Origin of the sequence: Enterobacter sp. SENG-6 (assembly GCF_001605945.1) — a bacterium.
GTDB classification, from domain to species: domain Bacteria; phylum Pseudomonadota; class Gammaproteobacteria; order Enterobacterales; family Enterobacteriaceae; genus Enterobacter; species Enterobacter cloacae.
The window spans coordinates 13,658-39,550 of the sequence record NZ_LOMM01000025.1 but is presented as its reverse complement, the minus strand read 5'-3'; the positions used below and the strand labels follow the sequence as shown (position 1 = coordinate 39,550).

At 54.5% G+C, this 25,893-nt stretch carries 37 protein-coding genes and 1 pseudogene; 7 read left to right on the top strand and 31 right to left on the bottom strand.

Features of this window, described 5'->3' with window-relative positions; translation table 11 throughout:
- Positions 1 to 43: 43 nt before the first annotated feature.
- The 19 genes from AX755_RS13965 to AX755_RS13875 all read right to left on the bottom strand — a co-directional run bounded on the left by AX755_RS13965 (position 44) and on the right by AX755_RS13875 (position 12,636).
- Complete coding sequence (locus AX755_RS13965; protein ID WP_062856938.1) at positions 44 to 562, bottom strand: phage major tail tube protein; 519 nt, start codon at positions 560 to 562, stop codon at positions 44 to 46.
- 12 nt (positions 563 to 574) lie between these two features.
- Entirely contained in the window at positions 575 to 1,768 is a 1,194-nt protein-coding gene (locus AX755_RS13960; protein WP_062856937.1) for a phage tail sheath protein, read from the bottom strand.
- A gap of 152 nt (positions 1,769 to 1,920) precedes the next feature.
- Positions 1,921 to 2,529 (bottom strand): tail fiber assembly protein, encoded by a 609-nt coding sequence (locus tag AX755_RS13955; RefSeq protein WP_062856936.1) that lies wholly within the window; start codon positions 2,527 to 2,529, stop codon positions 1,921 to 1,923.
- The gene (locus tag AX755_RS25825) at positions 2,529 to 4,427 is read right to left on the bottom strand and encodes a tail fiber protein (protein ID WP_231883362.1); all 1,899 of its coding nucleotides are present in this window, start codon (positions 4,425 to 4,427) and stop codon (positions 2,529 to 2,531) included. Before AX755_RS25825 ends, AX755_RS13955 begins: the two co-directional genes overlap by 1 nt.
- 7 nt (positions 4,428 to 4,434) lie before the next feature.
- Positions 4,435 to 4,968 (bottom strand): phage tail protein I, encoded by a 534-nt coding sequence (locus tag AX755_RS13945; protein WP_048998830.1) that lies wholly within the window; start codon positions 4,966 to 4,968, stop codon positions 4,435 to 4,437.
- Complete coding sequence (locus tag AX755_RS13940) at positions 4,961 to 5,869, bottom strand: baseplate assembly protein (protein WP_062856935.1); 909 nt, start codon at positions 5,867 to 5,869, stop codon at positions 4,961 to 4,963. Before AX755_RS13940 ends, AX755_RS13945 begins: the two co-directional genes overlap by 8 nt.
- Before the next feature lie 5 nt (positions 5,870 to 5,874).
- Positions 5,875 to 6,225, bottom strand: coding sequence for a GPW/gp25 family protein (locus tag AX755_RS13935; protein WP_023338715.1), 351 nt, complete (start codon positions 6,223 to 6,225; stop codon positions 5,875 to 5,877).
- Positions 6,222 to 6,863, bottom strand: a complete 642-nt coding sequence (locus tag AX755_RS13930) for a phage baseplate assembly protein V (protein WP_062856934.1) — start codon at positions 6,861 to 6,863, stop codon at positions 6,222 to 6,224. The genes AX755_RS13935 and AX755_RS13930 overlap by 4 nt, the downstream gene beginning before the upstream one ends.
- A gap of 68 nt (positions 6,864 to 6,931) precedes the next feature.
- On the bottom strand, positions 6,932 to 7,381 hold the full coding sequence (locus tag AX755_RS13925) for a phage virion morphogenesis protein (RefSeq protein WP_047720106.1): 450 nt from the start codon (positions 7,379 to 7,381) through the stop codon (positions 6,932 to 6,934).
- Complete coding sequence (locus AX755_RS13920; RefSeq protein ID WP_023333106.1) at positions 7,374 to 7,841, bottom strand: phage tail protein; 468 nt, start codon at positions 7,839 to 7,841, stop codon at positions 7,374 to 7,376. Before AX755_RS13920 ends, AX755_RS13925 begins: the two co-directional genes overlap by 8 nt.
- The gene (gene lysC, locus AX755_RS25820) at positions 7,804 to 8,049 is read right to left on the bottom strand and encodes an Rz1-like lysis system protein LysC (protein ID WP_073971452.1); all 246 of its coding nucleotides are present in this window, start codon (positions 8,047 to 8,049) and stop codon (positions 7,804 to 7,806) included. The genes AX755_RS13920 and lysC overlap by 38 nt, the downstream gene beginning before the upstream one ends.
- Complete coding sequence (gene lysB / locus AX755_RS13910) at positions 7,937 to 8,362, bottom strand: Rz-like lysis system protein LysB (RefSeq protein ID WP_062856933.1); 426 nt, start codon at positions 8,360 to 8,362, stop codon at positions 7,937 to 7,939. Before lysB ends, lysC begins: the two co-directional genes overlap by 113 nt.
- Positions 8,359 to 8,868 carry a lysozyme gene (locus AX755_RS13905; protein ID WP_062856932.1) on the bottom strand — a complete coding sequence of 170 codons (510 nt, stop codon included), beginning with the start codon at positions 8,866 to 8,868 and terminating at the stop codon, positions 8,359 to 8,361. Before AX755_RS13905 ends, lysB begins: the two co-directional genes overlap by 4 nt.
- Positions 8,852 to 9,073 carry a hypothetical protein gene (locus tag AX755_RS13900; RefSeq protein ID WP_062856931.1) on the bottom strand — a complete coding sequence of 74 codons (222 nt, stop codon included), beginning with the start codon at positions 9,071 to 9,073 and terminating at the stop codon, positions 8,852 to 8,854. The genes AX755_RS13905 and AX755_RS13900 overlap by 17 nt, the downstream gene beginning before the upstream one ends.
- Positions 9,064 to 9,267, bottom strand: a complete 204-nt coding sequence (locus tag AX755_RS13895) for a tail protein X (protein WP_023333101.1) — start codon at positions 9,265 to 9,267, stop codon at positions 9,064 to 9,066. The genes AX755_RS13900 and AX755_RS13895 overlap by 10 nt, the downstream gene beginning before the upstream one ends.
- A complete protein-coding gene (locus AX755_RS13890) occupies positions 9,267 to 9,773 on the bottom strand; it encodes a head completion/stabilization protein (protein ID WP_048979843.1) in 507 nt (168 codons plus the stop codon). Before AX755_RS13890 ends, AX755_RS13895 begins: the two co-directional genes overlap by 1 nt.
- A gap of 99 nt (positions 9,774 to 9,872) precedes the next feature.
- Positions 9,873 to 10,628 carry a phage terminase small subunit gene (locus AX755_RS13885; protein WP_062856930.1) on the bottom strand — a complete coding sequence of 252 codons (756 nt, stop codon included), beginning with the start codon at positions 10,626 to 10,628 and terminating at the stop codon, positions 9,873 to 9,875.
- A 3-nt stretch (positions 10,629 to 10,631) separates the two neighbouring features.
- Entirely contained in the window at positions 10,632 to 11,726 is a 1,095-nt protein-coding gene (locus AX755_RS13880) for a phage major capsid protein, P2 family (protein WP_062856929.1), read from the bottom strand.
- Positions 11,727 to 11,781: 55 nt separating this feature from the next.
- Complete coding sequence (locus AX755_RS13875; protein WP_062856928.1) at positions 11,782 to 12,636, bottom strand: GPO family capsid scaffolding protein; 855 nt, start codon at positions 12,634 to 12,636, stop codon at positions 11,782 to 11,784.
- A 166-nt stretch (positions 12,637 to 12,802) separates the two neighbouring features.
- Here AX755_RS13875 and AX755_RS13870 point away from each other — a divergent pair, with 166 nt between their 5' ends.
- Both AX755_RS13870 and AX755_RS13865 read left to right on the top strand, forming a co-directional pair.
- Complete coding sequence (locus AX755_RS13870; RefSeq protein ID WP_062856927.1) at positions 12,803 to 14,572, top strand: terminase ATPase subunit family protein; 1,770 nt, start codon at positions 12,803 to 12,805, stop codon at positions 14,570 to 14,572.
- A gap of 1 nt (position 14,573) precedes the next feature.
- A complete protein-coding gene (locus tag AX755_RS13865; RefSeq protein ID WP_062856926.1) occupies positions 14,574 to 15,599 on the top strand; it encodes a phage portal protein in 1,026 nt (341 codons plus the stop codon).
- A gap of 312 nt (positions 15,600 to 15,911) precedes the next feature.
- Here AX755_RS13865 and AX755_RS13860 read toward each other — a convergent pair whose 3' ends face one another.
- From AX755_RS13860 to AX755_RS13815, 12 genes and pseudogenes are all read right to left on the bottom strand, one after another.
- Entirely contained in the window at positions 15,912 to 16,169 is a 258-nt protein-coding gene (locus AX755_RS13860) for a hypothetical protein (RefSeq protein WP_062856925.1), read from the bottom strand.
- Between the two features lie 134 nt (positions 16,170 to 16,303).
- Positions 16,304 to 16,537 (bottom strand): DinI family protein, encoded by a 234-nt coding sequence (locus tag AX755_RS13855; RefSeq protein ID WP_001222154.1) that lies wholly within the window; start codon positions 16,535 to 16,537, stop codon positions 16,304 to 16,306.
- A gap of 3 nt (positions 16,538 to 16,540) precedes the next feature.
- Positions 16,541 to 16,723 (bottom strand): hypothetical protein, encoded by a 183-nt coding sequence (locus tag AX755_RS13850; RefSeq protein WP_047749168.1) that lies wholly within the window; start codon positions 16,721 to 16,723, stop codon positions 16,541 to 16,543.
- Between the two features lie 113 nt (positions 16,724 to 16,836).
- A complete protein-coding gene (locus AX755_RS13845; protein ID WP_442856029.1) occupies positions 16,837 to 19,059 on the bottom strand; it encodes a replication endonuclease in 2,223 nt (740 codons plus the stop codon).
- A gap of 2 nt (positions 19,060 to 19,061) precedes the next feature.
- A complete protein-coding gene (locus AX755_RS26080) occupies positions 19,062 to 19,235 on the bottom strand; it encodes a DUF7415 domain-containing protein (RefSeq protein ID WP_420026060.1) in 174 nt (57 codons plus the stop codon).
- Between the two features lie 42 nt (positions 19,236 to 19,277).
- Positions 19,278 to 19,535: pseudogene (locus AX755_RS25815) on the bottom strand (DUF5405 family protein); the annotation flags it as partial.
- Complete coding sequence (locus tag AX755_RS13835) at positions 19,536 to 19,757, bottom strand: TraR/DksA family transcriptional regulator (RefSeq protein WP_023333091.1); 222 nt, start codon at positions 19,755 to 19,757, stop codon at positions 19,536 to 19,538.
- Positions 19,757 to 19,984 carry a DUF2732 domain-containing protein gene (locus AX755_RS13830; RefSeq protein WP_062856923.1) on the bottom strand — a complete coding sequence of 76 codons (228 nt, stop codon included), beginning with the start codon at positions 19,982 to 19,984 and terminating at the stop codon, positions 19,757 to 19,759. The genes AX755_RS13835 and AX755_RS13830 overlap by 1 nt, the downstream gene beginning before the upstream one ends.
- A 67-nt stretch (positions 19,985 to 20,051) precedes the next feature.
- Positions 20,052 to 20,390, bottom strand: a complete 339-nt coding sequence (locus AX755_RS13825; RefSeq protein WP_023209089.1) for a DUF5347 domain-containing protein — start codon at positions 20,388 to 20,390, stop codon at positions 20,052 to 20,054.
- Positions 20,354 to 20,554: a phage filamentation protein Fil family protein gene (locus tag AX755_RS24615; protein ID WP_073971451.1), complete on the bottom strand. Its 201-nt coding sequence runs from the start codon at positions 20,552 to 20,554 to the stop codon at positions 20,354 to 20,356. Before AX755_RS24615 ends, AX755_RS13825 begins: the two co-directional genes overlap by 37 nt.
- A 7-nt stretch (positions 20,555 to 20,561) precedes the next feature.
- Positions 20,562 to 21,071 (bottom strand): phage regulatory CII family protein, encoded by a 510-nt coding sequence (locus AX755_RS13820; protein WP_023333087.1) that lies wholly within the window; start codon positions 21,069 to 21,071, stop codon positions 20,562 to 20,564.
- Positions 21,072 to 21,103: 32 nt separating this feature from the next.
- Positions 21,104 to 21,475, bottom strand: a complete 372-nt coding sequence (locus tag AX755_RS13815; RefSeq protein ID WP_023333086.1) for a hypothetical protein — start codon at positions 21,473 to 21,475, stop codon at positions 21,104 to 21,106.
- Positions 21,476 to 21,595: 120 nt separating this feature from the next.
- Here AX755_RS13815 and AX755_RS13810 point away from each other — a divergent pair, with 120 nt between their 5' ends.
- The 5 genes from AX755_RS13810 to AX755_RS13790 all read left to right on the top strand — a co-directional run bounded on the left by AX755_RS13810 (position 21,596) and on the right by AX755_RS13790 (position 25,892).
- Positions 21,596 to 22,432, top strand: coding sequence for a phage repressor protein CI (locus AX755_RS13810; RefSeq protein WP_062856922.1), 837 nt, complete (start codon positions 21,596 to 21,598; stop codon positions 22,430 to 22,432).
- Positions 22,433 to 22,440: 8 nt separating this feature from the next.
- Positions 22,441 to 22,779, top strand: a complete 339-nt coding sequence (locus tag AX755_RS13805; RefSeq protein ID WP_062856921.1) for a DUF2511 domain-containing protein — start codon at positions 22,441 to 22,443, stop codon at positions 22,777 to 22,779.
- A 22-nt stretch (positions 22,780 to 22,801) separates the two neighbouring features.
- Positions 22,802 to 23,851, top strand: coding sequence for a site-specific integrase (locus AX755_RS13800; RefSeq protein ID WP_062856920.1), 1,050 nt, complete (start codon positions 22,802 to 22,804; stop codon positions 23,849 to 23,851).
- A gap of 228 nt (positions 23,852 to 24,079) precedes the next feature.
- Positions 24,080 to 24,484: a DUF2946 domain-containing protein gene (locus AX755_RS13795; protein WP_062729627.1), complete on the top strand. Its 405-nt coding sequence runs from the start codon at positions 24,080 to 24,082 to the stop codon at positions 24,482 to 24,484.
- 37 nt (positions 24,485 to 24,521) lie between these two features.
- Positions 24,522 to 25,892, top strand: coding sequence for a PepSY-associated TM helix domain-containing protein (locus tag AX755_RS13790; protein ID WP_062856919.1), 1,371 nt, complete (start codon positions 24,522 to 24,524; stop codon positions 25,890 to 25,892).
- The last annotated feature ends 1 nt before the right edge of the window (position 25,893 follow it).

The following is a 25,893-nucleotide window of genomic DNA, read 5'->3' as shown; positions in this document are numbered from 1 at the left end:
ATGTGAGTAAGTGACCGGCCAGCCTGGCTGACCGGTTAACGGGTTACAGGCCAATCGCCCGGCGGTGCTCAGCGAGACGGTCGACGCCGTCGACTTTCATCACCATGTTGACGACGTCAATCTCGATGACCTCCTTGCCGTCAATCGTGAGCTGGTAATACGAGCACTCGGTCGCGATTTTGGTCGTGCCGCTTTCGCCCTGTTTGTTCTCGCCGCCGTCGTACTCCTTGTGACGGCCACGCATGACCACCTCAACGGCAGAGATTGCGCCGGTGTCATCGCGCTGGTATGAACCGGTGAAGCGCAGCGGCACGCTGTCGGCACCCGGTGACGCGTACTGCGCCCACAGCTCAACGTCAGGCAGGCCGCCCAGCGTCCACTCAAGCGACAGCGCGTCGTCGTCGAGGCCGAGGTCAATCGACACCGAGCCCGGCATCCCGCCGCCACGATACTTCTCAAGCTTGCGGGTCAGCTTTGGCAGGGTGACGGATTCAACGACGCCCATGTAGCTGAGGCCGTCGTTAAACATATTCAGGTATTTAAGTTTGCGCGGTAACGCCATGTTCTGAGCTCCTTAGCTGTTGACCGACTCTGACAGGTCTGCCAGATAGGTATCGGTGATGCGCTGGCGCAGGGTCAGGTTTTCCAGCGGCGGGACGGGGGTGTAGTCGTAATCGATATACAGCTTCCCGGCTTTCAGGGTTTCCACGGTGTTTGACTCCGGGTCGTACCAGCAGGAGCCGTCAACGATATAGCCGTTGTTTTTCAGCTCGCGGAATTTGGCATTGATACCGGCGACGATGTCGCGAATGAGCGTTGCGGAAACGGGCTTATCCATCGCCCACGCGTGCGCCTCCGCCATCGTGTCGGCCAGCACCTGCGCCGTGCGGGTGTAGTTTTCAAACACGAATAAAGGATCGTCCGAGCAGGTGCGGTTGCCCCAAAACTTAAAGCCGTCGTTGCGGATGAGCGTTGTCACCCCGGCCTGATTCAGCAGGTTGGCGTCGGTGGCCTGCTCCTGCAAATCCCATGATACCGAGGCACTGACGCCGGTGACGCCATTCACGCCGACGTTGGACAGCGTTTTGTGCCAGCCGGTTTCCTGGTCGATTCTGGCGCGCAGGCCGAGCGCGCGGGCGGTCGCCCATGCAATATCGGTTTCGTTCGCCGTGGTGTCCCATGCCAAAAAATCAGGGTGAATGACCATGAGCTCGCGCTGGCTGAAATTCTCGCGGTATTTGATGGCGTCGGAAATAGTCTTGCAGCCCCACGCGCTCACGTAGCCGAACGCGCGCAGGCTCTGGCAGGTTGACGCAAGCGCGGTCGCCACTTCCTGAGAATCCAGCCCCGGCACGCCGAGAATACGAGGCTTAACGCCGGTGACGGTTTTCGCCGTTAACAGCGCTTTCAGGCCGGTATATTTGCCGTTTTCGTCGGTCGTGCCGATGATGTTGGAAATGGTTTCTTTTTGTGCCGCTTCCGGGTCTTCAGGGTCGTCGATACCTTCGGGAACACGTACAACCACAATCACCGGCTTGCACTGGTCGGCGATGGCCTGCAGGGATTTTGCCAGTGTGCCTTTTTTACCAGCTTTACCAATAGCCGTTTGCACGCTGGTAATCAGAACCGGCTCGTTTAGAGGGAATGTCTTTGCGTCAGCATCGCTGGCCGTGCAGACCATGCCGATGATGGCCGTCGAGACGGTGGAAATGGTGCGCGTGCCATCGTTAATCTCGATGACCTCGACGCCGTGATGATAGTCGCCCATCTGTTTAACTCCGTGGTTAAGGGGTGCGACTATTTTCTGTTGTGTGTTCTGCGGGTGCGATGAAATGGCGTTGGAGGAGGGATAAAACAACAAACAAAAGCCCTCCGGGTGGAGGGCTCTGGTCAATCAGGCAAAAAATGCGGCGTAATGATTTAAAAGGTTGTCGCAGGCAATGGCGGCCATACCGGTGTATTAATATCTACCCGACTCAGAAGGACACGGTACTTCTTCCACTCCAGCAAGTTCGCGGTTTCTTCGTCTGTAGCCATATTCAGATCAACCGCATCCTGCAGCGTGGCGATGACGTTATTTGCCTGAGTCATTAGCTCAAGTTTTTTGCGCTGTGCCTCTGCCTCATAATCCACCGGCGCGGCAGTAATTTCGCCATCAACAAAAAGAAACGCGCCACCCAATGCTTTCTCACCCGCAGCGGTAAATTCATCCGGTACATTCTCCGGCGAGATTTCAACGACAATCTGATTAATCGGGAAAATCGCGCTTGCATCATAAGAGAAATGGATAATTTCTTTCGTTTCCGGATTAAAAGAGACTTTCAACGTTTCTTGTGAAAGCGTCTTGAGCCACTGATACCAGTCATTGCCATTATCATCTTTCAGAAAAACAATATTCATCCCCGGTGATTTGGCAATGTAATATAATTCGAGTTCATCGGGGGGGAGCTTAGCCACTTTCGCAGCAGTATATTTACCCCACTTTTCTAACGGGTCATATTTCTTAAATACACCTGATTGCATTGTCATTAAATCACCTGCGCTGTATACCAGTTGCCGTTGATGTTGTACTGAACATAACGATACTGGACGGCTGTATAGTTTGTCTTCTGCATTACCGCAGTTACGAAAGCTCCATTCGGGGCATAGGCATAATTACCATCGTTGTTACCGTTATCGGCCGTTCCTGCTGAAGCCAGCCGGATCCCTCCTTGCAAGAAATTGGCTGCAACCCATGCCGACTGAGCATAAGGGCTTAAATCAATACTTACCGCCCCTTGCATACCATTTACACTGGTGACCGGATAAGGAGGCTCATTGTTAGGAGAGTAAGTCCGCACGCCGGGAGTGTCGTATAACCCCCGTCCTGCCTGGATTAACCCAACACTACTGATATTCCTCCCTGAGTGAATATCATCCTTGGCCTCAAGATAATTTGGGGCAACAACATTACCGTTCGACTGAATATTAACTGACGGCCCCTCACCAGCCCGCAAGTGGAGTACTTTATCGTCAGAAGCGTAAACAAGCCCCATTTCAGCGCCTGAAGCATTGAAAAACCAAAGATGTTTATTGCCAGAGCCCCGAATGATTATTGCGCTTTGACTTAATTCAATTGCACCGTTACGAGCTCTTACATCACCAGGCAAGGTAACATTCTGGTTGTCTGCATCAAATTGCACTGCACGGAAATAACGCCAGCCTATGGTTGAACCATCATCCTCCCGAATGGCAAAAATCATTGTTGAATTTGTATAACTTACAAATTGGATTAACGGCCTGTTAACTCTCCCTCCCTGAGCTGGGCTAGTGGCACACACAACATTTATATAATAAAAATCTTGCGTCAAAAAAGGGGGGGTATTCGTACAGCCACGTGAATCAACGAATAATGATTCCCCAACTACAAACGGATAAGTCGCAAAATCAATCGCCCCGTGATTACATTCGGATTTAAAATTACCTTTATACCCTACCGGAATTAATTCTCCGGCAGCATCATCAGCGACGTTTCTGTACGCGGCTTTTCCCAGGCTGTCTTTCAGCGTTTTAACATTATCGTTAACCGCCTTTACGGCCTTTGGCGTGGCTGCGAGCGTCTCAGACGCGCTGTCGGTGGCGCTACTGAGCTGGACGATACCCTTTTGCGCCGTGGTCGCGTCCTGAGCCGTGTATTTACCGTTAGCAAGGTCATACGCCGTCTTAACCGCTTTCGGCGTCGCGGCGAGCGTCTCAGACGTGCTGTCGGTTGCGCTACTGAGCTGAACAATACCCTTTTGCGCCGTGGTCGCGTCCTGAGCCGTGTATTTACCGTTGGCAAGGTCATACGCCGCCTTAACCGCTTTCGGCGTTGCTGCGAGCGTCTCAGACGTGCTGTCGGTCGCACTGCTGAGCTGAGTAAACCCTTTTTCCTTAAGTGTGGCGTCAGGATGACGGCGGGACTGCTCATGCTCAGCGAGTTTATCGTCGACATAGTCCTGCGTTGCCATCACCGTTGAGGTGTCAATCGTCAGCTCGACTGACTCGATGTCGCTTACCATGATGACCATACGCACGGTCTGCGCGCGGCCTGACCCCTCGGCCAGCTCTGGCTTGTAGCTTTCCGCCATGTTGCCGACGGCAATCAGCGTGCCGGTGTCGTCATAGAGCCCCATTTCGCGCATCCAGAAACCGCCGGTTTCAGGCGGAATGAGCAGCTCCGCGATCACATAGTTTTGATTCTTGTTGTCCTGGCTGATTTTGTTCAGCGTATGGCGCCAGACTTCATTGACGAGCTTTGTCTGGCTGGCATCAGGCACTGGCAATGTGCCGCCACCGTCACCGATGGCCATCGCCGTAAAATTCACTTTTTTCCCGTTCGGGACGGTCGCTGCAGCAAGCTTAATCGCACCGGCTTTGGTGATGACCGTTTTATATTTTACTGTCATGGTGTTCTCACTTATCCGGGTAAACCGTGATGATGTCGCCGTCATACGTCAGCGCGCCGGTGTAGATATAGCCCGGCACATCCTGAATAATGTTGAGGCCGATAAGATGGCGGCTGGCTGGCTTTGCATCCGCAATGAGCCGCTCCATCTCGTAATACATTTCCTCGGTGATGCCGGTCTCTAACACACCGATATCGAGGCGAAACGTGCCGGGAGGGTCATTCGTTTCCCACCACTCGGACACGTTAATCAGGTAGCCGAGGGGCTCCACCACGCGACGCACCGCCCCAATCGTCCCTTTGTGCGCATGGATAAACCACGCCGCGCGGATCACATCCCGCTTTGTGGCCTCCGGCCAGTTCTCATCCCAGCGGTCAACGGAAAACGCCCACGCCAGCCACGGCAGCAGATTTGCCGGACAGTCGTCAGGACTCCAGAGTCGACGCAGCGGAACGGGGGTATTTTCAATCTCAGCGCAGGCGCGCGCCGCCGCCACCTCGAGCGGTGACGAGCCCACCGGCAGCAGGCGGGTATTACTCATCGTTACCCCCTATGGTGACGCTGTAGTCGCTGCACCATGACGCCTGCGTGTCATCAAGCACGATGTCGGCCACCGGTTCGGCCAGCTCGACGCGCTGCACGCCCTCGACGTGGAGCGCGGCATAAATGGCCGATTTGCGGATGTCGCGCCCGAGGCGGTGCTGCGCGGTGATGTACGCCTGCAGCTTTGTTTTTGCCGCACTGAGCACCGGCTCACTTTCGGGGCCGGGGTAAAGGTAAAGCGATGCGGTGATTTTATAGTCGACAATGTTCGCCGACTGCACGGTCACGCGGTCAGCGACCGGCCTGACGTCTTCATCGTTCAGCGCGGTGCGCACGATGGCGAGCAGCTCGTCAGACGCCACGCCGTTATTTTCGCGTGACAGCACCGTGACCGTGACACACGCAGGCGCGGGACTGATGACCGAAATATCGGCGACCCGCCCGTCAGCGCTGCGGCCGTGAAACTGATAGGAGCCGGTAGAGCCTGCGGTACTCAGCCCCTCGAATGCCTGCTGAATGCGCAGACGGTAGTCGGTGTCCGACTCCATCACGGCAGGCGTCGGCGGTAACGTCGTGTCATCTGCAGGGGTGATGACAAGGCGCTCAACGTTGTAATTTCCGCCTATCTGGTCGAGGTCTGCACCGGTGGCGTAGGCCAGCATGACCGCGCGCGCGGCCTCGTTGACGCGCTGTCGCCAGATAACTTCCCGGTAGGCGTTTTCCTGCAGCAGCTTTACCAGCGGCTCGGACTCAAGCGACAGCGTGCGCGCGATGGCGTCCTGCTGGTCTTCCGGGTACAGCGAGACGAGCGTCGCCTTTCGCTCGCTCAGGATGGTTTCATAGTCCAGTTCCTCCACGACGTCAGGCGCGGCGAGCTGGTTAAGGTCAACAATTGCCATAGCGTTTAACTCAGTGGAATAGTGAGTGAAAAAGGCTGGCCGCCGGTGGAGCGCGTGCCGGTGATGTCGACATACAGCCCGCCGTCGGTTTCAGACCGTTCAAAGGTGATGGTCGAGAGATTTACGCGGGGCTCCCACTTCTGGATCGCGGAATAGCACGCGGCCATAATCTGCAGGCGCAGCGCCGGGGTTTGCGGCTGGTCAATCATCTGCGACAGAAGCGAGCCGTATTCACGGCGCATGACGCGCGAGCCAACCGGCGTGACCAGAATGTCGCGCACGCTTTGCCGGATATGCTCAACCTCAGAGATACTGAGGCCGGTCTGGCTGTTCATTCCCAGATAACGCACCGTCATTGCGTCCCCTTAGTCCAGCTTCCGCCGCTCTGTACGTTGCCATGCGCGTGGTTATCCACCTGCACGCCGTTTGATTTCAGTGTCCCGCCGGTGTGCTCGATGTTCCCGCGCAGGGTGCCGCCGTTCTTCACTTCGAGCGTACCGGTTGTCAGCTTGTTGGTGCACATCACCTCCGGCGTATCGAGCGTGATGTGGCTCGACGCTTTCACCAGCACCACCGGCACGGTGGCCGTAATGGACTCAGACGCGGTGACGTCTGCGGTTTTGATGCCTGACACAGTGAGCGCGCCGTTTTCGGGTTCGTACTCAATAACCGCCCCGTCAGGAAAGGAAACATGAAGCGCATCAGGGGAGGCAGACGGCGCGGGATGGTCATCAGAGAAAATGCCGGGCAGCACAAACGCCGTATCGAGCTCGCCGCCGATCGCCAGCAAAATCACCTGCTCGCCAACGGATGGAGCCCACCATACGCGCGAGCGACCGGCGCGGCAGGTTAGCCAGTTCAGCCAGGTAGTTTCCATTCCGCCGGTCTGGACACGACAAAGCCCCTCGTCGTGGTCGACGTCGGTCACGATGCCGGTGCGGATAAGGTTGCGGATCGCGCGTGCGATTTCCTGCAGAGAATTTAGATTATTCATAGGGAAAGGATGCCGCCGGGTGAGGCCAGCGGCAATGGAACGGTGTTTTGTGGTTGTTGTGACAACGCTCAGAGAGAGAGGTGTTTAATTATCAGCGTCTCGACGAGCTGTTTATCTTCACGGCTGAATCCGAGTAGCTGGCGCGCCGCGTACTGCACGTCACGGCTGTGCGGGTTAGGGCGGTCTTTTAGCCCGTACTGATGGACTTGCGCGATACGCTGCACTTTGCCGGTAAATTCAACCACCGCGCTGTTTTCGCGGCCAGTGGCTTTCATGTACCGGCTTGTGCGTAGCTTCTGGAACATCGCCCGCTTAATCCGCCCGGTCTTAGCCCTGAGCGGCTGACGCTTTCGCGCCTGATACGGCGAGCCATCCGGGGCTTTCTGCAGCTTGATGCGTTGCTGTTGCGACTTGCGCAGCTCCTTTGCTATCTCTCCGGCCAGCTTACGGCGTGCAGCCGGTGACAGGGCAGCAATCAGACCATTGAGCCGGTCGTCAAAAGGCTTAAATTCACTCATCCCATTTGCTCACCAGTTCGCCGTTAATGTAGAGCTCTTTAGGCCGGGTGACGGGCTCCGGCAGCGGCGGCTCAGGGGCATAGCTTACGTGCAGCGCGCCGTTTTCCTCTTTGATAATGGTTCGCTCGGTGAGCTGCAGGCTGATGCTGATATCGACGCTGTCCCCGTCGTTCAAATCCATCTGGAAACGGTAGCCCTTTTTGCGGCCGTCATCGAGCGTGCAGATATCCGGCTGGTTCTCCCTGAGCCATGCGGCCACCGGCACGAAAATCAGGTCAGGGTCGCCGACAAAGTCACACACGATCACATTCAGGGTGTAAATTTTCTCGTGCGACAGCGAGGCCGCGAGACGTGCATCGATATTCCCTTCATCGGCAAAGATGCGCATCATTTCGGGGTTTGTTTCAAGCTGCGGGACGGCTTTAATCAGCGCTTCGCGCAGGCTGCGTGCTTTCTTCATCGAGTTTATCCTGACAGTCTTTGACGGTTTCAACCTGCAGCGCGCAGGCGGCGAGCGCGTGCTCAAGCCTGCGAATATCGGCGCTCAGATCGCCATTAGTGGCCGGGTCGCTTTCCGGCATCGGGCAATAGCTCACCTTCGGGCAGGCGCTGTAAACAATGACCGGCGGAGGCGCAGGCGGCGCGGGTGTGCAGCCGACGCACAACATCAGGCAGCTCAGCGCTATACCAGCGGCGTAACGTTTCATTCTCATTTATCAGCCTCGTAATGGTTTGTTCACGCCGCACGGCCATCGCACCGGCGGCCAGCAGTTCGCCGCGTAGACTGACCTGCGCGGTTTCATTTCGCCTGGCAATTCCCTGCGAAACGGAAAGCTGATTTTTCAGCATTCCGATCGCGGTTTTTTGTTCGGTGGCGACCCTGTTCGCCCGTTCAAACGAGCGCGTCAGGTTGCCGTTTTCATGACGCAGCCAGAGCACTACCGCCATCAGCGCGGCCAGTAAAAACAACATCACTTTCATTGAATCCCCCTGAGGCAGTAAGCACGCTCGCGCGCGCGGCGGTTCTCCAGCCCTTTGTTAATTTCGCCATTCACGTAAACCCAGCGGGGGAGCTGGTCGCACACCTGCCACCATTGATGACGCTTGATATAGGCGACCATCGTCGACCGGCAGGCCGCGCCGGTTCCCACATTGAATGAGAAGCTGACCAGCGCGTCGTAAATGTGCTGCGGCATTTCCACCGGCACGCAGACTGCGAGACGCTTCTCGACGTTCATCACATCCGCGACAAGGTTCGCCGCCGCCTGACGTTCGGTGATTTCCCCTTTCGGCACGACGCCTGCAGTGTGGCCGATGCCTGACGTCCACACTCCCGCGCTGCACTGGTAAGGCGTCAGGCGACAACCTTCGAGGTCGGCAATCAGCGCCAGCCCCTCGGGCGAGGTGTTAAGCAGACGAAAGTCAGGCATCAGCGCTGCCAGCGCCAGCACGGCGGCCACACTGCACTTTTTAACGATTGATTTCACGAATAGCCCCTTTATCGAGTCCGAGAGACGTCAGATAGCGATAGGTTTTGCGCTTAAACCAGTAGTTCGTCAGCGCGGTAAAAATGGCGCATCCGCCGCCCACGTAAAGCGCCATCTTTTCGGGGGACATTGCCCCGACATACGCCAGCCCCACGGCCAGCCAGTAGGCGATAAACGTGGTGATTTTTTCCATACTCAGTCCCATAGATTCACCGTTTCGGTTCTGGCCGCGCTCTCGGTCTCGGGCAGCTCTACTGCCGTGCCGTGCGGCAGGATCACGCCGAGCTCAGACAGACCTGGATTTGCCTCTAAGACGGTTTCGACCACGCCCTCAGTGCGCCCGTAATACCGGGCGCAAATCGCGTCGAGGGTGTCGCCCTGCAGCGCATACGCTTTCATCAGATTTGCCCCACAATGCAGCGTGCTTTGTCCTGGATGCGCGCCACAGACCAGCGCATATCCCGCCACATTTCATCGATAGTGCTGTCGATGCTGTCGGCTTTTTTGTCCCCTTTGGCGGTCGCATCCACGCCGCGAAAACGTTCATAAAGCGTGGCCGTCGTCATCGAGCACACGGCGTTGAAGTAGTGGAAAACGCGCACGCTTTCGCCGTCGAGTTTGTCCGTCGGGACATCCGCCAGCGTGGCGTAACCTGCATCGAGCTGACTTTCGCGCCAGTCGCTCAGCTCCGCGTTAGTCTCCGCGATCGCGGTCTTAATCGCCCGGCGCAGGCGAACGGGGGAAACGGTCTGCTCTAAACGCATTTCTTCCCGCACGCGCTTCGGATCAACGTCAGGAAAAAACGGGGTGTTTTTGATTACCGGCTCGCTCACGCCCGGTGGCGGTATCACCACGCCCGGCACATCCTGCGGCTCTTTTTTTGGCTCAATAATCAGCGTCGTCATGACAACCTCGGGTAATGGGTGGGCGGTGGACGCCGGTCGCAGTCAGGGCAATTGATACCCGCATTGACCGGCGTGCCGCCCGGCTCGGGGAGCGCTCGGTTAACCTGCGGCTTTTGCCGCCTTTGGTGGACGCCCGCGCCGTGCCGCCGGTTTAGCGGCAGGTTTGCGCGTGCGCGGTTGAGTCTTTTGGGTTTTCGGTGCCGGTTCGGGTTTTGGCCTGAGCTGACGCTCTAACTGCTCAATGTCTTTTCGTACGCCGATAGTGCTTTCTAACTGGATCGCACGCTGCAGGTGCGCCAGCGCTTCGGGCAGTTGCTTTGCATCACGCAGCACGTAGCCGGTGATTTTGTGCAGCTTCGCGCGCACGATGTCGGGCATATCCGCGCGCTCGGTCAGCGCGAGGGTGTCGAGCAGGTTCGACAGTTCGACCGGCTGTTTAGCAGTAAGCAGGCGCTGCGCGGCCAGTGCCACCTCTTCGGCCAGAAGGTAAGGCGTCGGACGTCGACCGGTCGGCATGGTCAGGCCGTAGGTCATGGCATAACGGGCAATTTCCAGCGCCCCGGCGATATCGTCAGCATCGAGACGCCAGAGCATCACCGTCATGACGATGTCATCCTGCGCGCCTTTGCCGTTTTCGAGGACGCCAGCGACCCACGGCAGATAGAACGGCAGCAGCTCGCGCTTTTTGTCTGCCTTGCGCTCATTGGATCGGATTTGTTTCAGAGTGCGGTTGTCTGCGGCCAGCTTAACGAGCATCTGCTCATAGGCAGTTGCATTGCGCAGCGGGACGGCAGCCCGCTGCGCTGTTTCAGAGGCCGAGACCCGCATCATGTGACGCTCTGCGGGACTCGTCATGGCTTACTCTCCGCTTTCCGGTGCTGCAGGCGCGGAGGCGCTTTCCGGCGCTGCCGGTGGGGTAAAGTCACCGAGCTTGATGTTTTCAATCAGGCAACCGGCGGCGTAAGCCTCGACCACATAGTCAATATTCATTGACTCGTAGTTTTCTACGCGGTCTTTTTTCGGTTCTTCAATGATGGCGCGACGGTGCGCGTCATCCATGAAGTAAATCGACAGGTTGTCGAGACGCGTCACCATCAGCCCATCAGCCGGGAAGTAAGGCACGCGCACGGCTGGCAGGTTGCCGATTCGCTTCTGGCTGATGATGATGTCAGCGGCCAGCGATTCGGTGTTTGCCTGCTCCTGATTGACGATAGGGAAATACTTATCCGCCATCAGCTTACGCCCGGTGATGACGACGAGCTCAGGGTCATCCTGATAAATCTCGTCAATCAGGTTACTGGTGGCATCCATGACCAGCGCGTCGAGGTTCGCATAGTCGCCGTTTTTACCCACGCGGATCACGTCGGAAATGACTGTGCCGTCCTCGTCGGTGACTTTCGACATCACGCGCGCGGGCGCTTCATTGCGGTACTTCTGCAGCCAGCCGACGGCCACATCCTGCAGCAGCGGATTGTTTTTGCGGTTCGAGGTGTCCGCTCGGGTAGTACCGTTGAAACCGGCCATGATGAAATCCAGCGACTGGCGTTTGATGATGGCGTCACGGATACGGGTCTGGAAGTCCTGGAATCGCGCCCACAGGTCGAGCTGTTTGTAGCGGATATGAAAGTCAAAGTTAATCTGGGCGCACTCGTACTTATTCGACTCCAGCGCGGTAAAGTCAGCGGTCTTACGCTCATCATCACCGGTGGTGTCGGTAGTGCTCGCAATCGTACCGTTAACGCCGACGCCAACTTTTTCGCCTTTCAGCTCGTCGACCGGCACGATGTTGATTTTGGTCAGAAACGCGGATGACATCTGCAGGGTGGTCATCAGGGTTTGCGTGACCGACGGCTCGACGGTGAATTTCTTCGCCACGTCATCGGTGGAAACGCCGTTCAGCTCCGCGACGCGGGACAGGTAGGCATTAAATTTAAAGCGGGTATCTTTACGCATGGTTTTTCCTGTTCGGGTAATAGGTATCTGGCCGGGCAACGCGCCCGGCGGTTTCTCAGCAGTTGGTTAGCAGCTCGTCGCCCGTACCGCCTTTTGAAAGCTCGCGGCGCGGCTGGCGCTGGCTTTCGGTGTTATCGAGGGAGCTTTTCAGGGAGGTAAACGCCTGCGCGTTCTCATCGACTTTGCTGTTCACGTCCTGCTTAAGCTGCGCAAAAGCGGTCTCCAGCTCGGTGACGCGCTGGTCGGTAGCGTTGAAATTGGTTTGCACCTGCTCAGTGATGGTGGTCACAGCCTCATGCACATCCGCGAAACGCGCGTCATCGCTGACCTGCTTGCGGCTGAAAATGGCCTTAACCATATCGGTAAGGCTGTTAAACATGGTGTCGGGCAAGTCCTCGAATTCCAGCTCAGCCAGTGAGGCGACAGAAAAAACGTCGTCCGGGTGGTCTTTTTTACCGGCGAGCGGGTTCTGCGCGGCGCGGCTGCAGAATTCGAGGTATTCCGTGCCGAGGCTTGCCGGGTCATCGGTGACGGCTAGGCCAACGAGGTAGCACTTGCCGCTGTTGGCAAAGTTCGGGCGGATCTCCATGGAGGTGTAAACCTTCTGTCCGGCCTTCACCATGCTGACCAGCTCGTCGAGCGGGGCGATTTTGCCGTACAGCGCTTTTTTGCCATCGAGCGCAGAGCCATCGCTGATAATCTCCGCCTTAAGCTCGGTCACATCGCCATAGCGTTTAAACGGACTGTCAGGCATCAGCCCCCGGATATGTTCGAGGTTAATGCGGCAGCCGTAGACGCGCGGGTCGAACGTGTCGGCCATATCCTGAATATCATCGCCGCTGATGACACGGCCATCGCAGGTGTCACCCTCGACGCCGATGCGAAACCATTTAGAGACTTTCTTTGCCATTGTTCAGGTGTCCTGATGTTGGGTTTTCGGGTCGGGTTTAGTTTCCTGACTCTGACCCGTGTCAGCCACTGCTTACGATCTGATTAGATCTGACACAACAGGCACTTAGCGCGAATAATCCCCCATTTCCTTAGCCTTGCCACGTAACACCAGAAACGAGGCAAGCATGACCATTTCAACTGACCTTTCACTGCTCAATGACCCGCGACGACAGGCGCGCCTGTTGTACTGGCAGGGGTTCGCCGTGCCGCAAATCTGCGACATGCTGCAGCTCAAGCGCCCGACCGTGCAGAGCTGGAAACAGCGCGATGGATGGGAGGAAACCGCCCCGATTAACCGCGTGGAATCGACGTTAGAGGCGCGGCTTATTCAGCTCTATGCAAAGCCAGACCTGACCGCGCATGACTTCAAAGTCGCTGATTTTCTGTCGCGCCAGATGGAGCGGCTCGCGCGCATTAACCGCTACGGCCAGACCGGAAACGAGGTGGATTTAAACCCCAATATCGCCAGCCGCAACAAAGGGGATCGCAAAAAGCCGAAACGAAATTATTTCAGCGAGGAGGCTATAGAGAAGCTGGAAGAGATTTTCTTCGAACAGTCGTTTGAGTATCAGCTCCGCTGGCATAAAGCGGGCTTAGAGCACCGCATCCGCCACATCCTGAAATCCCGCCAGATTGGCGCGACGTTCTACTTTGCCCGCGAGTCACTCCTGCGCGCGCTCAAAACCGGGCAAAACCAGATATTTTTATCTGCCAGTAAAACGCAGGCTTACGTGTTCCGTAAGTACATTATCGCCTTTGCCCGTCTGGTTGACGTCGACCTGTCAGGCGACCCGATCGTCATCGGCAACAATGGCGCTGAGCTGATTTTTCTCGGGACAAATTCCAACACCGCGCAGAGCCACAACGGCGACCTGTATGTCGATGAAATTTTCTGGATCCCCAATTTTCAGAAGCTGCGCAAAGTCGCCTCCGGTATGGCGTCACAATCTCACCTGCGCACAACCTATTTTTCGACCCCGTCGACGCTGGCGCACGGCGCTTACCCGTTCTGGTCAGGCGAGCTGTTTAACCGTGGCCGCAGCAACCGCGACGAACGTGTCGACATCGACATCAGTCATCAGGCGCTTGCCGGTGGCATGTTATGCGGTGATGGACAGTGGCGGCAGATTGTCACCATTGAGGACGCGCTCGCCGGAGGCTGCACCCTGTTTAACCTCGACCAGCTTAAGCAGGAAAACAGCGCAGATGACTTTCGTAACCTGTTTATGTGCGAGTTCGTTGACGATAAGGCGTCGGTATTCCCGTTCGAGGAGCTGCAGCGCTGCATGGTCGATGCGATGGAAGAATGGGAGGACTTCGAGCCGTTCGCCGACCGTCCGTTTAACTGGCGACCGGTCTGGATTGGCTACGACCCGTCACACACCGGCGACAGCGCAGGCTGTGCGGTACTGGCTCCGCCGCTGGTTGCAGGTGGCAAGTTCCGCATCCTTGAGCGTCACCAGTGGAAAGGCATGGACTTTGCCGCGCAGGCCGAGGCCATCCGGGCGCTGACCGAGAAATACACCGTTGACTATATCGGCATCGATGCGACCGGCATCGGTCAGGGTGTTTACCAGCTCGTGCGCTCATTCTTCCCGGCGGCGCGCGCCATCCGCTACACGCCGGAAATGAAAACCGCAATGGTGCTGAAAGCGAAAGACACCATCAGGCGCGGGTGTCTGGAATATGACGCCGGTGCAACCGACATCACGCAGTCATTTATGGCTATCCGCAAAACAATGACCAGCAGCGGCCGCAGCGCCACCTATGAAGCCAGCCGCAGCGAGGAAGCCAGCCACGCGGATATCGCGTGGGCGACCATGCACGCCCTGTTAAACGAGCCGCTTTCCGCCGGTAGCGGTATGCAATCAAGCTCCATTCTGGATATTAACTAAGATGAAAAAACGCCAAAAGAAACAGCCAAAACAGACCAGCATGACCGCCAGCGCGCCGCAGAAAATGGAGGCGTTCACCTTTGGTGAGCCGTCGCCCGTGCTGGATCGCCGCGACATCCTCGACTATGTCGAGTGTATCAATAACGGGAAGTGGTACGAGCCGCCGGTCAACTTCTCCGGGCTGGCGAAAAGCCTGCGCGCCGCCGTACACCACAGCTCCCCGATTTACGTCAAGCGCAACATACTGACCAGCACTTTTATCCCGCACCCGTTGCTGTCGCGTCAGGACTTCAGCCGCCTTGTGCTTGATTATCTGGTGTTTGCAAACGGCTATCTCGAAAAGCGCATGAGCGTGACCGGCCAGCTCTTTAAACTTGAAACTTCCCCGGCCAAATACACCCGCCGTGGTGTCGAGGATGGCGTTTACTGGTACGTGTCGAGCTTTACCAATCCGCACCAGTTCGCCCCCGGTTCGGTGTTTCACCTGCTTGAGCCTGATATCAATCAGGAGCTCTACGGGATGCCGGAATACCTGAGCGCGCTCAATTCCGCCTGGCTGAATGAGTCCGCCACGCTGTTTCGCCGCAAGTATTACCAGAACGGCGCGCATGCGGGTTACATCATGTACGTGACCGACGCGGCGCAGAGTAGTACCGACGTCGAGGCGCTGCGCTCAGCCATGCGTGACTCAAAAGGGCTCGGTAATTTCAAAAACCTGTTTTTCTATGCTCCGAACGGGAAACCGGACGGCATTAAGATCGTGCCGCTGAGTGAAGTCGCCACGAAAGATGATTTTTTTAACATTAAGAAGGTGAGCGCCGCTGACCTGCTTGACGCGCATCGCGTGCCGTTTCAACTGATGGGCGGCAAGCCTGAAAATATCGGCTCGATGGGGGATATCGAGAAGGTGGCGCGGGTTTTTGTGCGTAACGAGCTGACGCCGCTGCAGGAGCGTTTTAAAGAGATAAACGATTGGTTAGGGATGGAGGTGATCCGCTTTAAAGATTACAACATCGATACCGAGTAACCCCGCCCAAAATGCCGCCTCCGGGCGGCACATCCTCAGAGCTCACCAGACGAGGCACACGCCACGCAACCCCGCCACCGCCTCACGATTCAACCTCACAGCTCAGCACGCCACCACGACGCGCACAGACGCGCAAAATAAATCCTGTCACCACGTCTGGCGCGCAGTGCTATCCCCGCCTCGCCTGCGCGCTTAACGGGTCGCTTTTAATGCAGGTGCATCAGGAGCCCCGAGCCGCGCCAGCGCTGGCGCTTGCTGGCAAACACTGGAATCGAAAACGAATGCAAACTCATGCACCTGATGCATGCGCCGCTAAAAAAGCGAATAATTCGGGTCAAATTCCTCGCTTTTTGCCTCTATTTTTTTCATTGAGACGAGAAAATCCATACCATCATTTAGCGACACCGGTCGCTCGTACTCAATCATAAAAACACCATCATAAGTGCGCCCCAGCCAGTACCCGCCGCCACACTCTTTAGGCCGCTGAAAGAAAACCCACCCTCCGGGACGGTAATACTCTAGGGTCTCACCCCGATAGACCACCTGAAAATCTAAGTCATGACCTGCCATAATCCCCTCCATAAAATAACTGCATGCACAAGCAGTATTTTCGGTAGGTTCCCGTGCAAAATGCTAACGACTCGCCGGGCTCGTTGTTCAACCCCGCCAGCACTGAAAGCGAGTTTCAGCACCGGCGGCGTTTGTTAATGCAGCCAGCTATCGTCCTCCCAGACCTGCTGCATGATTTCCATTACTCGTTTTTTATCTTCGTCCAGTTTCAAACCGCTTAACTCAACACCATTTGCTGAGCCCTTGCGAATGCGGATAGCAGTCTTAGGGTAAATAGGTTGAAGATTGCGGTACAGCTCAGCCTCAAGCGCGTCCAACGTCGCTTGGCTAATTTTCTGCTCTTTATCCAGCGTGATATTTATTCTCATAATCTATTCAGCCTTATAAAAAATATCATCTTCGGTTTCGTTATTTTCGCTGTTTGCAAGGTCTGCAATGAGAGTGAGCGCGAGCTTTAAATCTGTTGGTTTGCAGTTTGCAATCAGAGATATCTCGGCAATAAATTGCACACAAGCCCACTTTTGCTGCGTTCGGCTGAAATGTTCGCCAACCATGAAATCCCTCCCATAGGGTTACTGTATATTTATACAGTAGCACGTAATGGCAAAAGATTGGAAGAAAAAAAACGAAACGTAATAGCGCTGTATGTGCATGATAAGGATGGATATTAACTATCATTTCTCGCAGCCGCCCCGGCTAAAGCCGCAACGCGGCTTAGAATTCGCCTAGCTTGAGCCTGATGCGATGGCGCTGCGGAAAATACCTCTCCTTTGGCCGTTCCGCGCAACCATTTACCGTTAAAGCAACTCTTACCGCCTGCCATCAGATGCAGGGCTTCACCCCGGCTGATATTGATGCCGGTTGTCTGGTGTATCTCGTCGATAGTTTTCGCTACAGCTGCATTTTGCTCATCCGTTCCGTGAATGAATTTTCGTCGTGTTACTGACTTTTTCATCCTTAGTCGGTTGGTCAGCTCTCGCCTTTCACGTCTACTCAGGGGTTTTGTTAAATCCAGTATCGGTGGATCGCTTTCGCTTCCCGTACAGTTATTGACAGAACTCCGAGAGGGCGCAGGAGCGCCCTTAAAGTCAACGGCCAAATCAACGGCACGCTTCGGAACAATTTTCCACTGCGTGAGTCGGGTCAAAATCGGGGTGCCGGCACCGATAGCGGAATCGTACACGCCACGGATGCAGACTGTTTCCTCACCATACTGGTTAAACTCGGTGCGCGGCTCGTAAAGCGTTCTTACCTGCAAATCATCGCGACGAACAAACGGACCACCCTGCGCATTAACGTAGCCAGCCCAATCACCGGCGTCGGCGGCATCATGGACGGCTGCAAACTCAACGCTTAGACCGTGCGCGGTCTCTGTGTCAGCGAGACGACGTAACTCACGGTAGACCGTCACCGGCGCACCGCCGATAAACTGAAACTGACGGATGTGCCAGCGCGCCGCCCATGCTGAAACGGCTGGAGCTGTCTCTTTCAGCAGCTCACCGCTTTCGTCATCGGTTTCACCATCGAGAGCATAGCCGTCGATGTTTTTTGAAATGTATTTAGCAACATAGCCGGTAGCGCTACCCTTTTCCGGGTCGATGGCTTCGGCATGAAAGCGCGCCTTTTTGGCTTTGTCGCTTCTCAATTCGTGGTGGTCTTCATCCCACGCATAATCACGAATGATAAGGCGCACGCGCTCAACGTCTTCCGGCAGCATGAACATAAGCATGTGCCAGTGAGGCGTCCCGTCGTGATGAGGTTCAGCAACACGGATGCCGAAAATGCGGATTTCTTCTCGGTGCAGTTTGGCGCGAATGCGCGCCCAAAGCCCGGTGAGATAACTTTGTGTGTCCGACGGGCTGGCTCCGTTCCATTTGCTGTTACGGTAGCCTGCTTTAGTGGTGGCGTGATATTTAGACGGCGCGGTTAGGGTGTAAAACTCCCCGACATAACCGAGCTCATTGCAGATATTTTCAAACCCACGGATGCGGCTCATCAACTCGCAGCGGCGTATCGCAGGGTTAGCGACAGAACCGTCGTATTTTTCAATCAAGCTGATGCGGTTGCCGTCTTCGTCTTCGAGATCCAGCCCCTTGAGAAATTCACGCGTGCGGCGCTTTTGCTCGCGCCAGTCTGTCACGCAGTTTTTACTCGCGTAGGCGTGGCGTTTCTTGCTGACGTTGCCGACTGCAATTTGCAGATGTTCGCGCCATGACGCCGCAATACGTCGCAGACGGCCACGCCACCAAACCTCATTAAACATGCGCATTACTGCCGGTGCTATCTCATCCTGACCGACATACTTTTTTGTCACTCGCTCCCAATGCGGCGGGGTAACGTTAAATTGCAGTGAAATAAAACCGGCGCGCATATACCAGGTGTACAGCGTTTTGAGCTCGCTAACCCCGGCGTCATCAATGTCAGCCAGTTCAGAGCGAATGAAATTAGCGATATCAGCGGCTAGCAGGTCAATATCGGCACGCGACATATCAGGTAGGCGGTTATATCTGGCAACCATATTGACCATACGTGACGCCAGATATTGCATGATTTCAGTATCGAAATGACCACCGAAAACAGCGGCTGACACTTTACTGTCAATGCCCGCGCACAAGTATTTTTTTGCGACCAGTTCCAGACGCGGCAATGCTTTTTTGCAGAAGCTGATTAAAAAAGCATTGGCTCGTTGACTGCCCTGATTTTGCTCCAGCACCGCAGCGGTGCGATAAACATCAAAACGCACGCATTCTGGCTGCAGTGAAAGCACCTTTCTTGCATGCAGCAAAGCCGCGAACATACGATCGCGGCGATGCTGTTGGTCATAGGTAAGGTATGGGCTGGCTATTGCTGGCCGTGGAGCATTCCACGGGTAAGCGTAAGAAATCCCCACTATCACCCCTTCACGGAAACTGACTGGTCATATTCCCATACCCCATCAGGAGCTATTAAAGCTCCCTGAGATATGCCCGTTTTAGGGTCACGAAAAACAGCCAGTCCGACAGGGTGTAGAATCTCTTTGTTAATGCGAATGAGAAGACCGCGAGCACTTAATTCATTCCATGACACCCACTCGCAACCACCAATTTTCTCGACAGGCTTTAAAATTCCAATTGCTTCATTGCATAGTTCACCGATGCGTTCAATTTCATCAGCCATGGCTTTGACGGATTTAATTTCTGAGTTATGTAGTTGGTGATGAATCATCCCGGAAATAAGCTGATTAAATTTCGGGTAATAGCCGATAGTGTCGAGCCATTCCTCGCCAGCTTTTTTACCAGACTTAACTACTTTTTTTTCATTCAGGATGAATTGATACTGGTCGCTGGTAATAACCCATTTGTCGCCTACTTCAATACGAATCGCCATTTAAACGCCCCTGTAATGTTTGTGTTTGAGCTCAGCGATTTGCTGACAGGTCACGCAAAATGCCACGCCCGGAATCGCGATGCGGCGAGCTTCCGGGATTGGTGCGTCACATTCTTGGCAGAGGAAACAAGAGGGCGCAGCGATACGGCTGCGCGCGTTGCTTATAAGGCGCTCGCGTTCTGCTTGCTCGCGCTGTTGTACCAAATCCATTGCGTCGGCCATTAGTGCAGCTCCTGAGATTCATTTTCATAGCGGGTGGCTTCACGGCGCAGAAGTTCTGCCGCTTCAATCCCGTTCAAACCTTTGTTTGCGATATGTGTTGCCAGAGCCTCAAGACGGATAGAAACTGCGAGCGCGCGGTCTTTACGTTCTTCTTTTTTTGCATCTGTCAGCAGTACGGCCAGTGCATCGCTATCGGTGTGAAAGTTGCGGGTTTCGGTATTACGCATAATTGACTCTCCTGATTTCGGGCAATAAGAAGCCCGGCGGGTTTACGCCATTAAATTTCTGTTTTGATCAATTCGGCATGGTTAGCCGTTTTGGAAATAAGCTCACCACTGCACGAAAATGATTCATCGCTGTAATCAATGCCTTTTTCTCGTCAGTAGTCAGCTCACTTAATTCGAGCTCATGACGAGCCGCCGGTATTTTTGCCAGAAAGAAAATAGCGGCCAGCGCCCGAGTATTTTCTTCAAATTGTGGATCGCGTTTATCGCGCATATCATCGACAAAACGCTCAACCTCTTTCCAGCTATCACCCCAATATCTCGCACGTAATTCAGCTACGTGGTTGAGACCAGCCAGACGCGCACCAGCCTTTAGCGGAACATTCGCAGAAATAGCTTCGATAGCCATGATTCCCCCTGTTTTTGGGTGGACAGGTCAGCCAGTAAATCAGCCTGTGAGCGGCTCGGGTGCCAGCGCTTGCCGTCCTTACCTGCGATCCAGCCGTGGCCGAAGTGCATGCCGGGGCTTTGCTTAACGAGCAGAGACGCGAATGACGGTTCATTTTTCAGCATAAGCACCTCAAATCAGACCGAATGACGCGCCAATACCGCTCATGGTATCGACAACACTCGTCATTGCTGGATTGGTCTGCAAACGCGCATGCAGCGCCAGTGCCGACAAAGACAACATGCGAATACCAGAGTTAACGCTTTCAATCATGGTGTGCTTACGGGCAGAGGTCAGTCGCTCATCAGAGACCGCGCCGCTCGCCAGTTCTCCCAGCTCACGCATAGCACGCATGACGTAGGACTGCAGTTTGTCTTTCGCCAGTTCGTTGACCGGTACACATGGCAGGCAATGAATCTGAGCCAAAAAACCATCAACTAAGGCTGAGTCTTCGGTCAGGTCTGTCAGCAGCCATAACTCAGGTGGGGTGAGCTGGTGAGGCTGTTCCGGGTTGAGCTTGTTACGTAACGTCTGAACATTCATTCCCGCACGTTCGGCAAGCTTCGCCATGTTGTGACGTTGAGCGAAAGCACGACACGCATCGTCATAATGGGGATGTTTGGAAATCTGAAAATCAAACATGGTTAAGTTCCCTCTAACTTGCATAATCAAATTCAGTTAAGAGCGGTGCGCTGGTCGATGTAGCGACAATCGATCGCTTGTTGAGTCAGTTTGTCGCGCCATGCTTTTACGTTTACGAGGGTGCGGCTTCGTTTACCGGCTTCCTCTTTGTTGGAAAAGTCTTTGGTCGGAGCTTTAAGAAGAATGCCCTCATCAAGCCATTGCCAGACCAGACGCTCGCTAACGCCGCGAGTGGCGGCAAAGTCTTTCACTGTCATGGTGTCGGACATTGCAGAGCGAATCATTGTCTGCAGGGCTGGCAGCATTGCTGTAACGATGGCGTCAAACTGAGTCGGGTCTAACAGCACAGTTTGATTTTGTGAGTTTTGCGAGTCGTGCGTCGAGATTGATTTTGCATCTGACATATCGCATTATCTCCTGTTGATTGTAGTGAACTGCATTGATGTGCATCGTGGTTGATAAACGTCACTTTAGTTCGCGAAATTTAATTTTGCAATGGCAAAAATTAATTTTGGTGGCGAGACATGGCTAAATTTGGAGACGGGGCAGCACCAGCTATCGAAAGAATCCTTTCGGCTTATGGACTTAGCTCGCAGAAAGAGCTTGGCGAAAAACTTGGGATTTATGCCAACAACATAAGCAGTTGGCTTGCCAGAGATAGCGTGCCGGGCAATGTGTTTGTTGAATGTGCTATCGAAACGGGCGCAGATATTGGATGGTTAGTAACGGGTGAACTTGCAAAAGCAAACTCTCCACATACGACCCTCAAGGGTAAAGAGCTGTATGAAGAGGTCATGGCTTCAGGGGGTAAAGCTGTTCTAAGACGAATCCTTGATGCTTACGGTTTTTCTATGCAAAAAGAGCTTGGTGATTTACTCGGTATATCATCAGGAACGATTAGCACATGGGTACGCCGTGATTTTTTCCCCGGTGATGTAGTTGTTACTTGTGCTCTTGATACCGGTGTTTCGCTGGAATGGTTAGCAACCGGCAAAGGGCAAATGCGCGCTAACAAGGAAGCGGCCATATCAAATTACTCAATTAAAAAATCCCGCCTTGAATCTGGCGAACTTAAGGACGCTGGCGCATGGTATCCAGACCCCTCAATGATACCGTCTGACTCTGAGGAATTGATTTTTGTTGAAGGAGTAGGTTCCTCTTGGCTTGTCGACCGTTCGGCTTCGAACATAAGTAATGGGCGTTGGTTAATTGATATCGACGGCGCTCTTGATGTTTTTGATGTAATTCGTCTGCCCGGCGGGAAAGTCAGGTTGACTAATAAGTCTGCTGAATTTGAATGCAATATTTCAGATATTACTCCTGCCGGAGCTGTAGTGCTTACTTTGGAAAAACACGTTTAAGGGAACTCATGAAACGTAAACTATTTTTAGCTTTATTTCTGACCATTTCTTTTGGGGCTTCATCCGCCGAAAAATCAAAGGATTTAGATGGGACTAAGTTTGGTGAAGACTGGCCGCTAACTTTTGAAAAAGCTTCGGTTTCTTGTGTTAACGGTCGATATGCCTTTGTGTACGACAAAGCAACAGATGACCGCTACCCATTGAACGGCCTAGCGATTAGCGGCGTTAAGTCTGGAAAGCTTGAGGGGAGCGATATTGATGCTGTTTGGAAGGATAGCCCGTATTACAAAGGAGTGAAAATACCTTTGGATCCGGTAATGGATGCTGCAACAGCGCTTTGTGAATAATTAGCATTGCCTCGGTGAAATCATGACTGTAAGTAAGCAAAAAAATGGCAAATGGTTATGCGAACTCTACCCAAATGGACGAGAAGGGCGGCGTATACGTCGGCATTTCAATACAAAAGGTGAGGCCGAGGCATTCGAAACATTTACGAAGAATGAAAGTGAGGACAAGCCTTGGCTCGGCAAGAAAGAAGATCGCCGACGCTTAAGCGAGTTGATTCAACTCTGGCATAACCTGCACGGACAGGCTTTAGTCGCCAGTAAGTCGCGGTTAGCAAAGCTGCAAATTGTGTGTAACGGTTTGGACGACCCAATTGCATCCCGCTTTACCGCTAAAGATTGGGCTCATTACCGCGACCGTCGACTCCGTGGTGAAATAGACAACGGATATCATAAAGACCCGGCGAAATGGGTCGCCAAACCCATAACCGTGAATCGTGAGCAGCAATATCTTATAGCTGTGTTTAATGAGCTGCGGCGGTTAGGGGAGTGGAGTTTACCCAACCCACTGGAAGGGGTGCGCGTATTCAAAGAAGCCGAGAAAGAAATGTCCTGGCTAACTCTTTCTCAAATCCCTGAGCTGTTTCGAGCCTGCGAGCAATACGGCAAAGAGGATCTCACGATGATTGTCAAAGTCTGTCTTGCAACCGGCGCAAGATGGGGGGAGGCTGAGAGATTGACGCGGCCTCAACTCTCTCCCTGCAAACTGACTTTCACAAAAACCAAAGGTAAGAAAAATCGCACCGTTCCCATTCCTAAATGGTTGTATGACGAGCTAGCCGAACGTCAGGGCAGAATGTTCAAGCCCTGCTATCAGGAGTTTAAAAAGATGCTCAAGCTCACGAATATCGAGCTAACTGAAGGGCAAAAGACGCATGTCCTTAGGCATACATTTGGTGCGCATTTTATGATGAACGGCGGAAACATACTGGTACTGCAGAAAATCCTCGGACATTCCAACATTCGCGAAACAATGAGATACGCGCACTTTGCTCCTGACCATTTAGAGCAAGCCGTCTCTCTCAATCCTCTTTCTCTCTATGTTGGCGACAATATGGCGGCAGAGGTTGCATAACACTACAATTCGCTGCATTAAAAATTAACTTAACTAGTTGTTTTTTAAGGTAAGTGTATGTTTTTGAAGGGGTGTTATTAGGAGCGTCTGAACTAAGATTCGCTTAAGCGACATCCTGTTAGAAAGGGCTGGCCGAAAGGCTGGCCCTTTTTTTATCCCATCGCATCTCTCGTGTTAACCCTTTCGTCATAAATCATTTACAATGCTGGCCTCTTCCGTGGAGGGTAAGTGATTAACGTACTGCATCAGCATAACTGGAAACGCGCAGCGGCATTGACCGCGCTGTTTGCGATCCTGCTGATCGTGATCGCACCGCTGATCTCCGTCTCGCTGCAAAAAGATCCCATGAGTGCCATGCCGGGGATGCATCATGACATGAGCATGATGTCGATGGATGAGCACCACGGCGATATGCAGCACAGCATGCCGGTTGACCATGCGGAAGCCTGTGGCTACTGCGTGCTATTAGCCCACGTGCCGGGCATGATACTCGCGCTGATTGTGCTGCTCAGTATCGTGCTGCAAAGGCTGCGTGTCAGGACGCCGCGTCAGGCAGTCAGCCACTGGCACTTTTTCCCCTGGCTTTATCCTGATACCCGCGCGCCGCCGCGGCAGTCTGCTTTTAACCTTTAAAAAATATCGATAACTTTTTGCCTTAAAAAGGAAAAGTATGACTACCTGCACTCCGCGCGCGGCATGGGGAAACCTGCTGCGTCGACTCCATTTCTATGTCGGGCTGTTTGTCGGCCCGTTTATCTTCTTCGCCGCGCTGACCGGTACGCTGTACGTGGCGACACCGCAGCTGGAAAATATCCTGTACCGGCACGCGCTCCATACGGATTCCGTGGGGGAGCTCCAACCGCTGGCGGAACAGATCGCCGTGGCGGAAAAAAACATCGGCACCGATCTGCGTTTACATGCCGTTCGTCCTGGCCTGGCTGCGGGTGAAACCACCCGGGTGATGTTTGCCGACCCGTCGCTTGGCCCATCGGAGACCCGCGCTATTTTTATCGATCCCGTTACTCTTGCGGTGCGTGGCGATATGACCGTGTATGGCACCAGCGGGATTTTACCGCTACGCCAGACTATTGATTATCTGCATACGTCCCTGATGCTGGGTAACGTTGGTCGGCTCTACAGCGAGCTGGCCGCCTCGTGGATGTGGGTCGCTGCGCTGGGCGGGATTGCGCTGTGGTTTTATACCCGGCCAAAACGTCGGCTCAACAATCGTTTTCAGAACCGGCGTCGCCTGCATGTCACGCTGGGCTGGGTGCTGCTGGGGGGAATGTTGCTGTTTTCTGCGACCGGCCTGACGTGGTCCCAGTGGGCGGGCGGCAACGTGGATAAATTGCGCGCGCAGATGAACTGGCTCACGCCGCAGGTGAGCACCACGCTTTCGGGTGCGCCCGCCACGATGGATGAGCACGCTGAACACCATGGGCATCATGCCGGCATGATGATGCCCGACATGACGATGGATCTGACCCAGTTCGATGGCGTATTGCACGCTGCCCGCCAGGCCGGGATTGATGCGAATAAACTCGAAATCCGCCCGGCGAAAAGCGCTGACCAGGCGTGGACCGTGACGGAAATTGACCGCCGATGGCCGACCCAGGTGGATGCCGTTGCGGTGGATCCAAATTCTATGCAAATTCTGGACAGAACCCGCTTTGAGGATTTCCCGTTAATGGCAAAGCTGACTCGCTGGGGTGTGGATTTCCATATGGGGATCTTATTCGGGCTGGTTAACCAGTTACTGCTCGTCGCATTTGGCCTGGCGCTGTGTGTGCTGATTGTCTGGGGATACCGGATGTGGTGGATGCGTCGTCCGGCGCAATCGACGGCCGATCCGCTTCAGACGCTTTGTCAGTGCTGGCTGGCGCTCCCGGGATGGGGAAAAGCCGTCACGGTGGTGGTCAGCGTATTGCTGGGGCTGGCATTGCCGGTGATGGGCGTGAGCCTGGCGCTGTTTATGCTGATTGACTGGCTACGCTGGCGAGCGGCAACTGGCGTGTCGCTCGCACAATCATCCGTTAAATAAG

Excerpts from the sequence above, each read along its gene's own strand:
- AX755_RS13965 (WP_062856938.1), bottom strand. The coding sequence starts at position 562 with ATGGCGTTACCGCGCAAACTTAAATACCTGAATATGTTTAACGACGGC.
- AX755_RS13960 (WP_062856937.1), bottom strand. The coding sequence starts at position 1,768 with ATGGGCGACTATCATCACGGCGTCGAGGTCATCGAGATTAACGATGGC.
- AX755_RS13955 (WP_062856936.1), bottom strand. The coding sequence starts at position 2,529 with ATGACAATGCAATCAGGTGTATTTAAGAAATATGACCCGTTAGAAAAG.
- AX755_RS25825 (WP_231883362.1), bottom strand. The coding sequence starts at position 4,427 with ATGACAGTAAAATATAAAACGGTCATCACCAAAGCCGGTGCGATTAAG.
- AX755_RS13945 (WP_048998830.1), bottom strand. The coding sequence starts at position 4,968 with ATGAGTAATACCCGCCTGCTGCCGGTGGGCTCGTCACCGCTCGAGGTG.
- AX755_RS13940 (WP_062856935.1), bottom strand. The coding sequence starts at position 5,869 with ATGGCAATTGTTGACCTTAACCAGCTCGCCGCGCCTGACGTCGTGGAG.
- AX755_RS13935 (WP_023338715.1), bottom strand. The coding sequence starts at position 6,225 with ATGACGGTGCGTTATCTGGGAATGAACAGCCAGACCGGCCTCAGTATC.
- AX755_RS13930 (WP_062856934.1), bottom strand. The coding sequence starts at position 6,863 with ATGAATAATCTAAATTCTCTGCAGGAAATCGCACGCGCGATCCGCAAC.
- AX755_RS13925 (WP_047720106.1), bottom strand. The coding sequence starts at position 7,381 with ATGAGTGAATTTAAGCCTTTTGACGACCGGCTCAATGGTCTGATTGCT.
- AX755_RS13920 (WP_023333106.1), bottom strand. The coding sequence starts at position 7,841 with ATGAAGAAAGCACGCAGCCTGCGCGAAGCGCTGATTAAAGCCGTCCCG.
- lysC (WP_073971452.1), bottom strand. The coding sequence starts at position 8,049 with ATGTTGTGCGTCGGCTGCACACCCGCGCCGCCTGCGCCTCCGCCGGTC.
- lysB (WP_062856933.1), bottom strand. The coding sequence starts at position 8,362 with ATGAAAGTGATGTTGTTTTTACTGGCCGCGCTGATGGCGGTAGTGCTC.
- AX755_RS13900 (WP_062856931.1), bottom strand. The coding sequence starts at position 9,073 with ATGGGACTGAGTATGGAAAAAATCACCACGTTTATCGCCTACTGGCTG.
- AX755_RS13895 (WP_023333101.1), bottom strand. The coding sequence starts at position 9,267 with ATGAAAGCGTATGCGCTGCAGGGCGACACCCTCGACGCGATTTGCGCC.
- AX755_RS13890 (WP_048979843.1), bottom strand. The coding sequence starts at position 9,773 with ATGACGACGCTGATTATTGAGCCAAAAAAAGAGCCGCAGGATGTGCCG.
- AX755_RS13885 (WP_062856930.1), bottom strand. The coding sequence starts at position 10,628 with ATGACGAGTCCCGCAGAGCGTCACATGATGCGGGTCTCGGCCTCTGAA.
- AX755_RS13880 (WP_062856929.1), bottom strand. The coding sequence starts at position 11,726 with ATGCGTAAAGATACCCGCTTTAAATTTAATGCCTACCTGTCCCGCGTC.
- AX755_RS13875 (WP_062856928.1), bottom strand. The coding sequence starts at position 12,636 with ATGGCAAAGAAAGTCTCTAAATGGTTTCGCATCGGCGTCGAGGGTGAC.
- AX755_RS13870 (WP_062856927.1), top strand. The coding sequence starts at position 12,803 with ATGACCATTTCAACTGACCTTTCACTGCTCAATGACCCGCGACGACAG.
- AX755_RS13865 (WP_062856926.1), top strand. The coding sequence starts at position 14,574 with ATGAAAAAACGCCAAAAGAAACAGCCAAAACAGACCAGCATGACCGCC.
- AX755_RS13860 (WP_062856925.1), bottom strand. The coding sequence starts at position 16,169 with ATGGCAGGTCATGACTTAGATTTTCAGGTGGTCTATCGGGGTGAGACC.
- AX755_RS13855 (WP_001222154.1), bottom strand. The coding sequence starts at position 16,537 with ATGAGAATAAATATCACGCTGGATAAAGAGCAGAAAATTAGCCAAGCG.
- AX755_RS13850 (WP_047749168.1), bottom strand. The coding sequence starts at position 16,723 with ATGGTTGGCGAACATTTCAGCCGAACGCAGCAAAAGTGGGCTTGTGTG.
- AX755_RS13835 (WP_023333091.1), bottom strand. The coding sequence starts at position 19,757 with ATGGCCGACGCAATGGATTTGGTACAACAGCGCGAGCAAGCAGAACGC.
- AX755_RS13830 (WP_062856923.1), bottom strand. The coding sequence starts at position 19,984 with ATGCGTAATACCGAAACCCGCAACTTTCACACCGATAGCGATGCACTG.
- AX755_RS13825 (WP_023209089.1), bottom strand. The coding sequence starts at position 20,390 with ATGGCTATCGAAGCTATTTCTGCGAATGTTCCGCTAAAGGCTGGTGCG.
- AX755_RS24615 (WP_073971451.1), bottom strand. The coding sequence starts at position 20,554 with ATGCTGAAAAATGAACCGTCATTCGCGTCTCTGCTCGTTAAGCAAAGC.
- AX755_RS13820 (WP_023333087.1), bottom strand. The coding sequence starts at position 21,071 with ATGTTTGATTTTCAGATTTCCAAACATCCCCATTATGACGATGCGTGT.
- AX755_RS13815 (WP_023333086.1), bottom strand. The coding sequence starts at position 21,475 with ATGTCAGATGCAAAATCAATCTCGACGCACGACTCGCAAAACTCACAA.
- AX755_RS13810 (WP_062856922.1), top strand. The coding sequence starts at position 21,596 with ATGGCTAAATTTGGAGACGGGGCAGCACCAGCTATCGAAAGAATCCTT.
- AX755_RS13805 (WP_062856921.1), top strand. The coding sequence starts at position 22,441 with ATGAAACGTAAACTATTTTTAGCTTTATTTCTGACCATTTCTTTTGGG.
- AX755_RS13800 (WP_062856920.1), top strand. The coding sequence starts at position 22,802 with ATGACTGTAAGTAAGCAAAAAAATGGCAAATGGTTATGCGAACTCTAC.
- AX755_RS13790 (WP_062856919.1), top strand. The coding sequence starts at position 24,522 with ATGACTACCTGCACTCCGCGCGCGGCATGGGGAAACCTGCTGCGTCGA.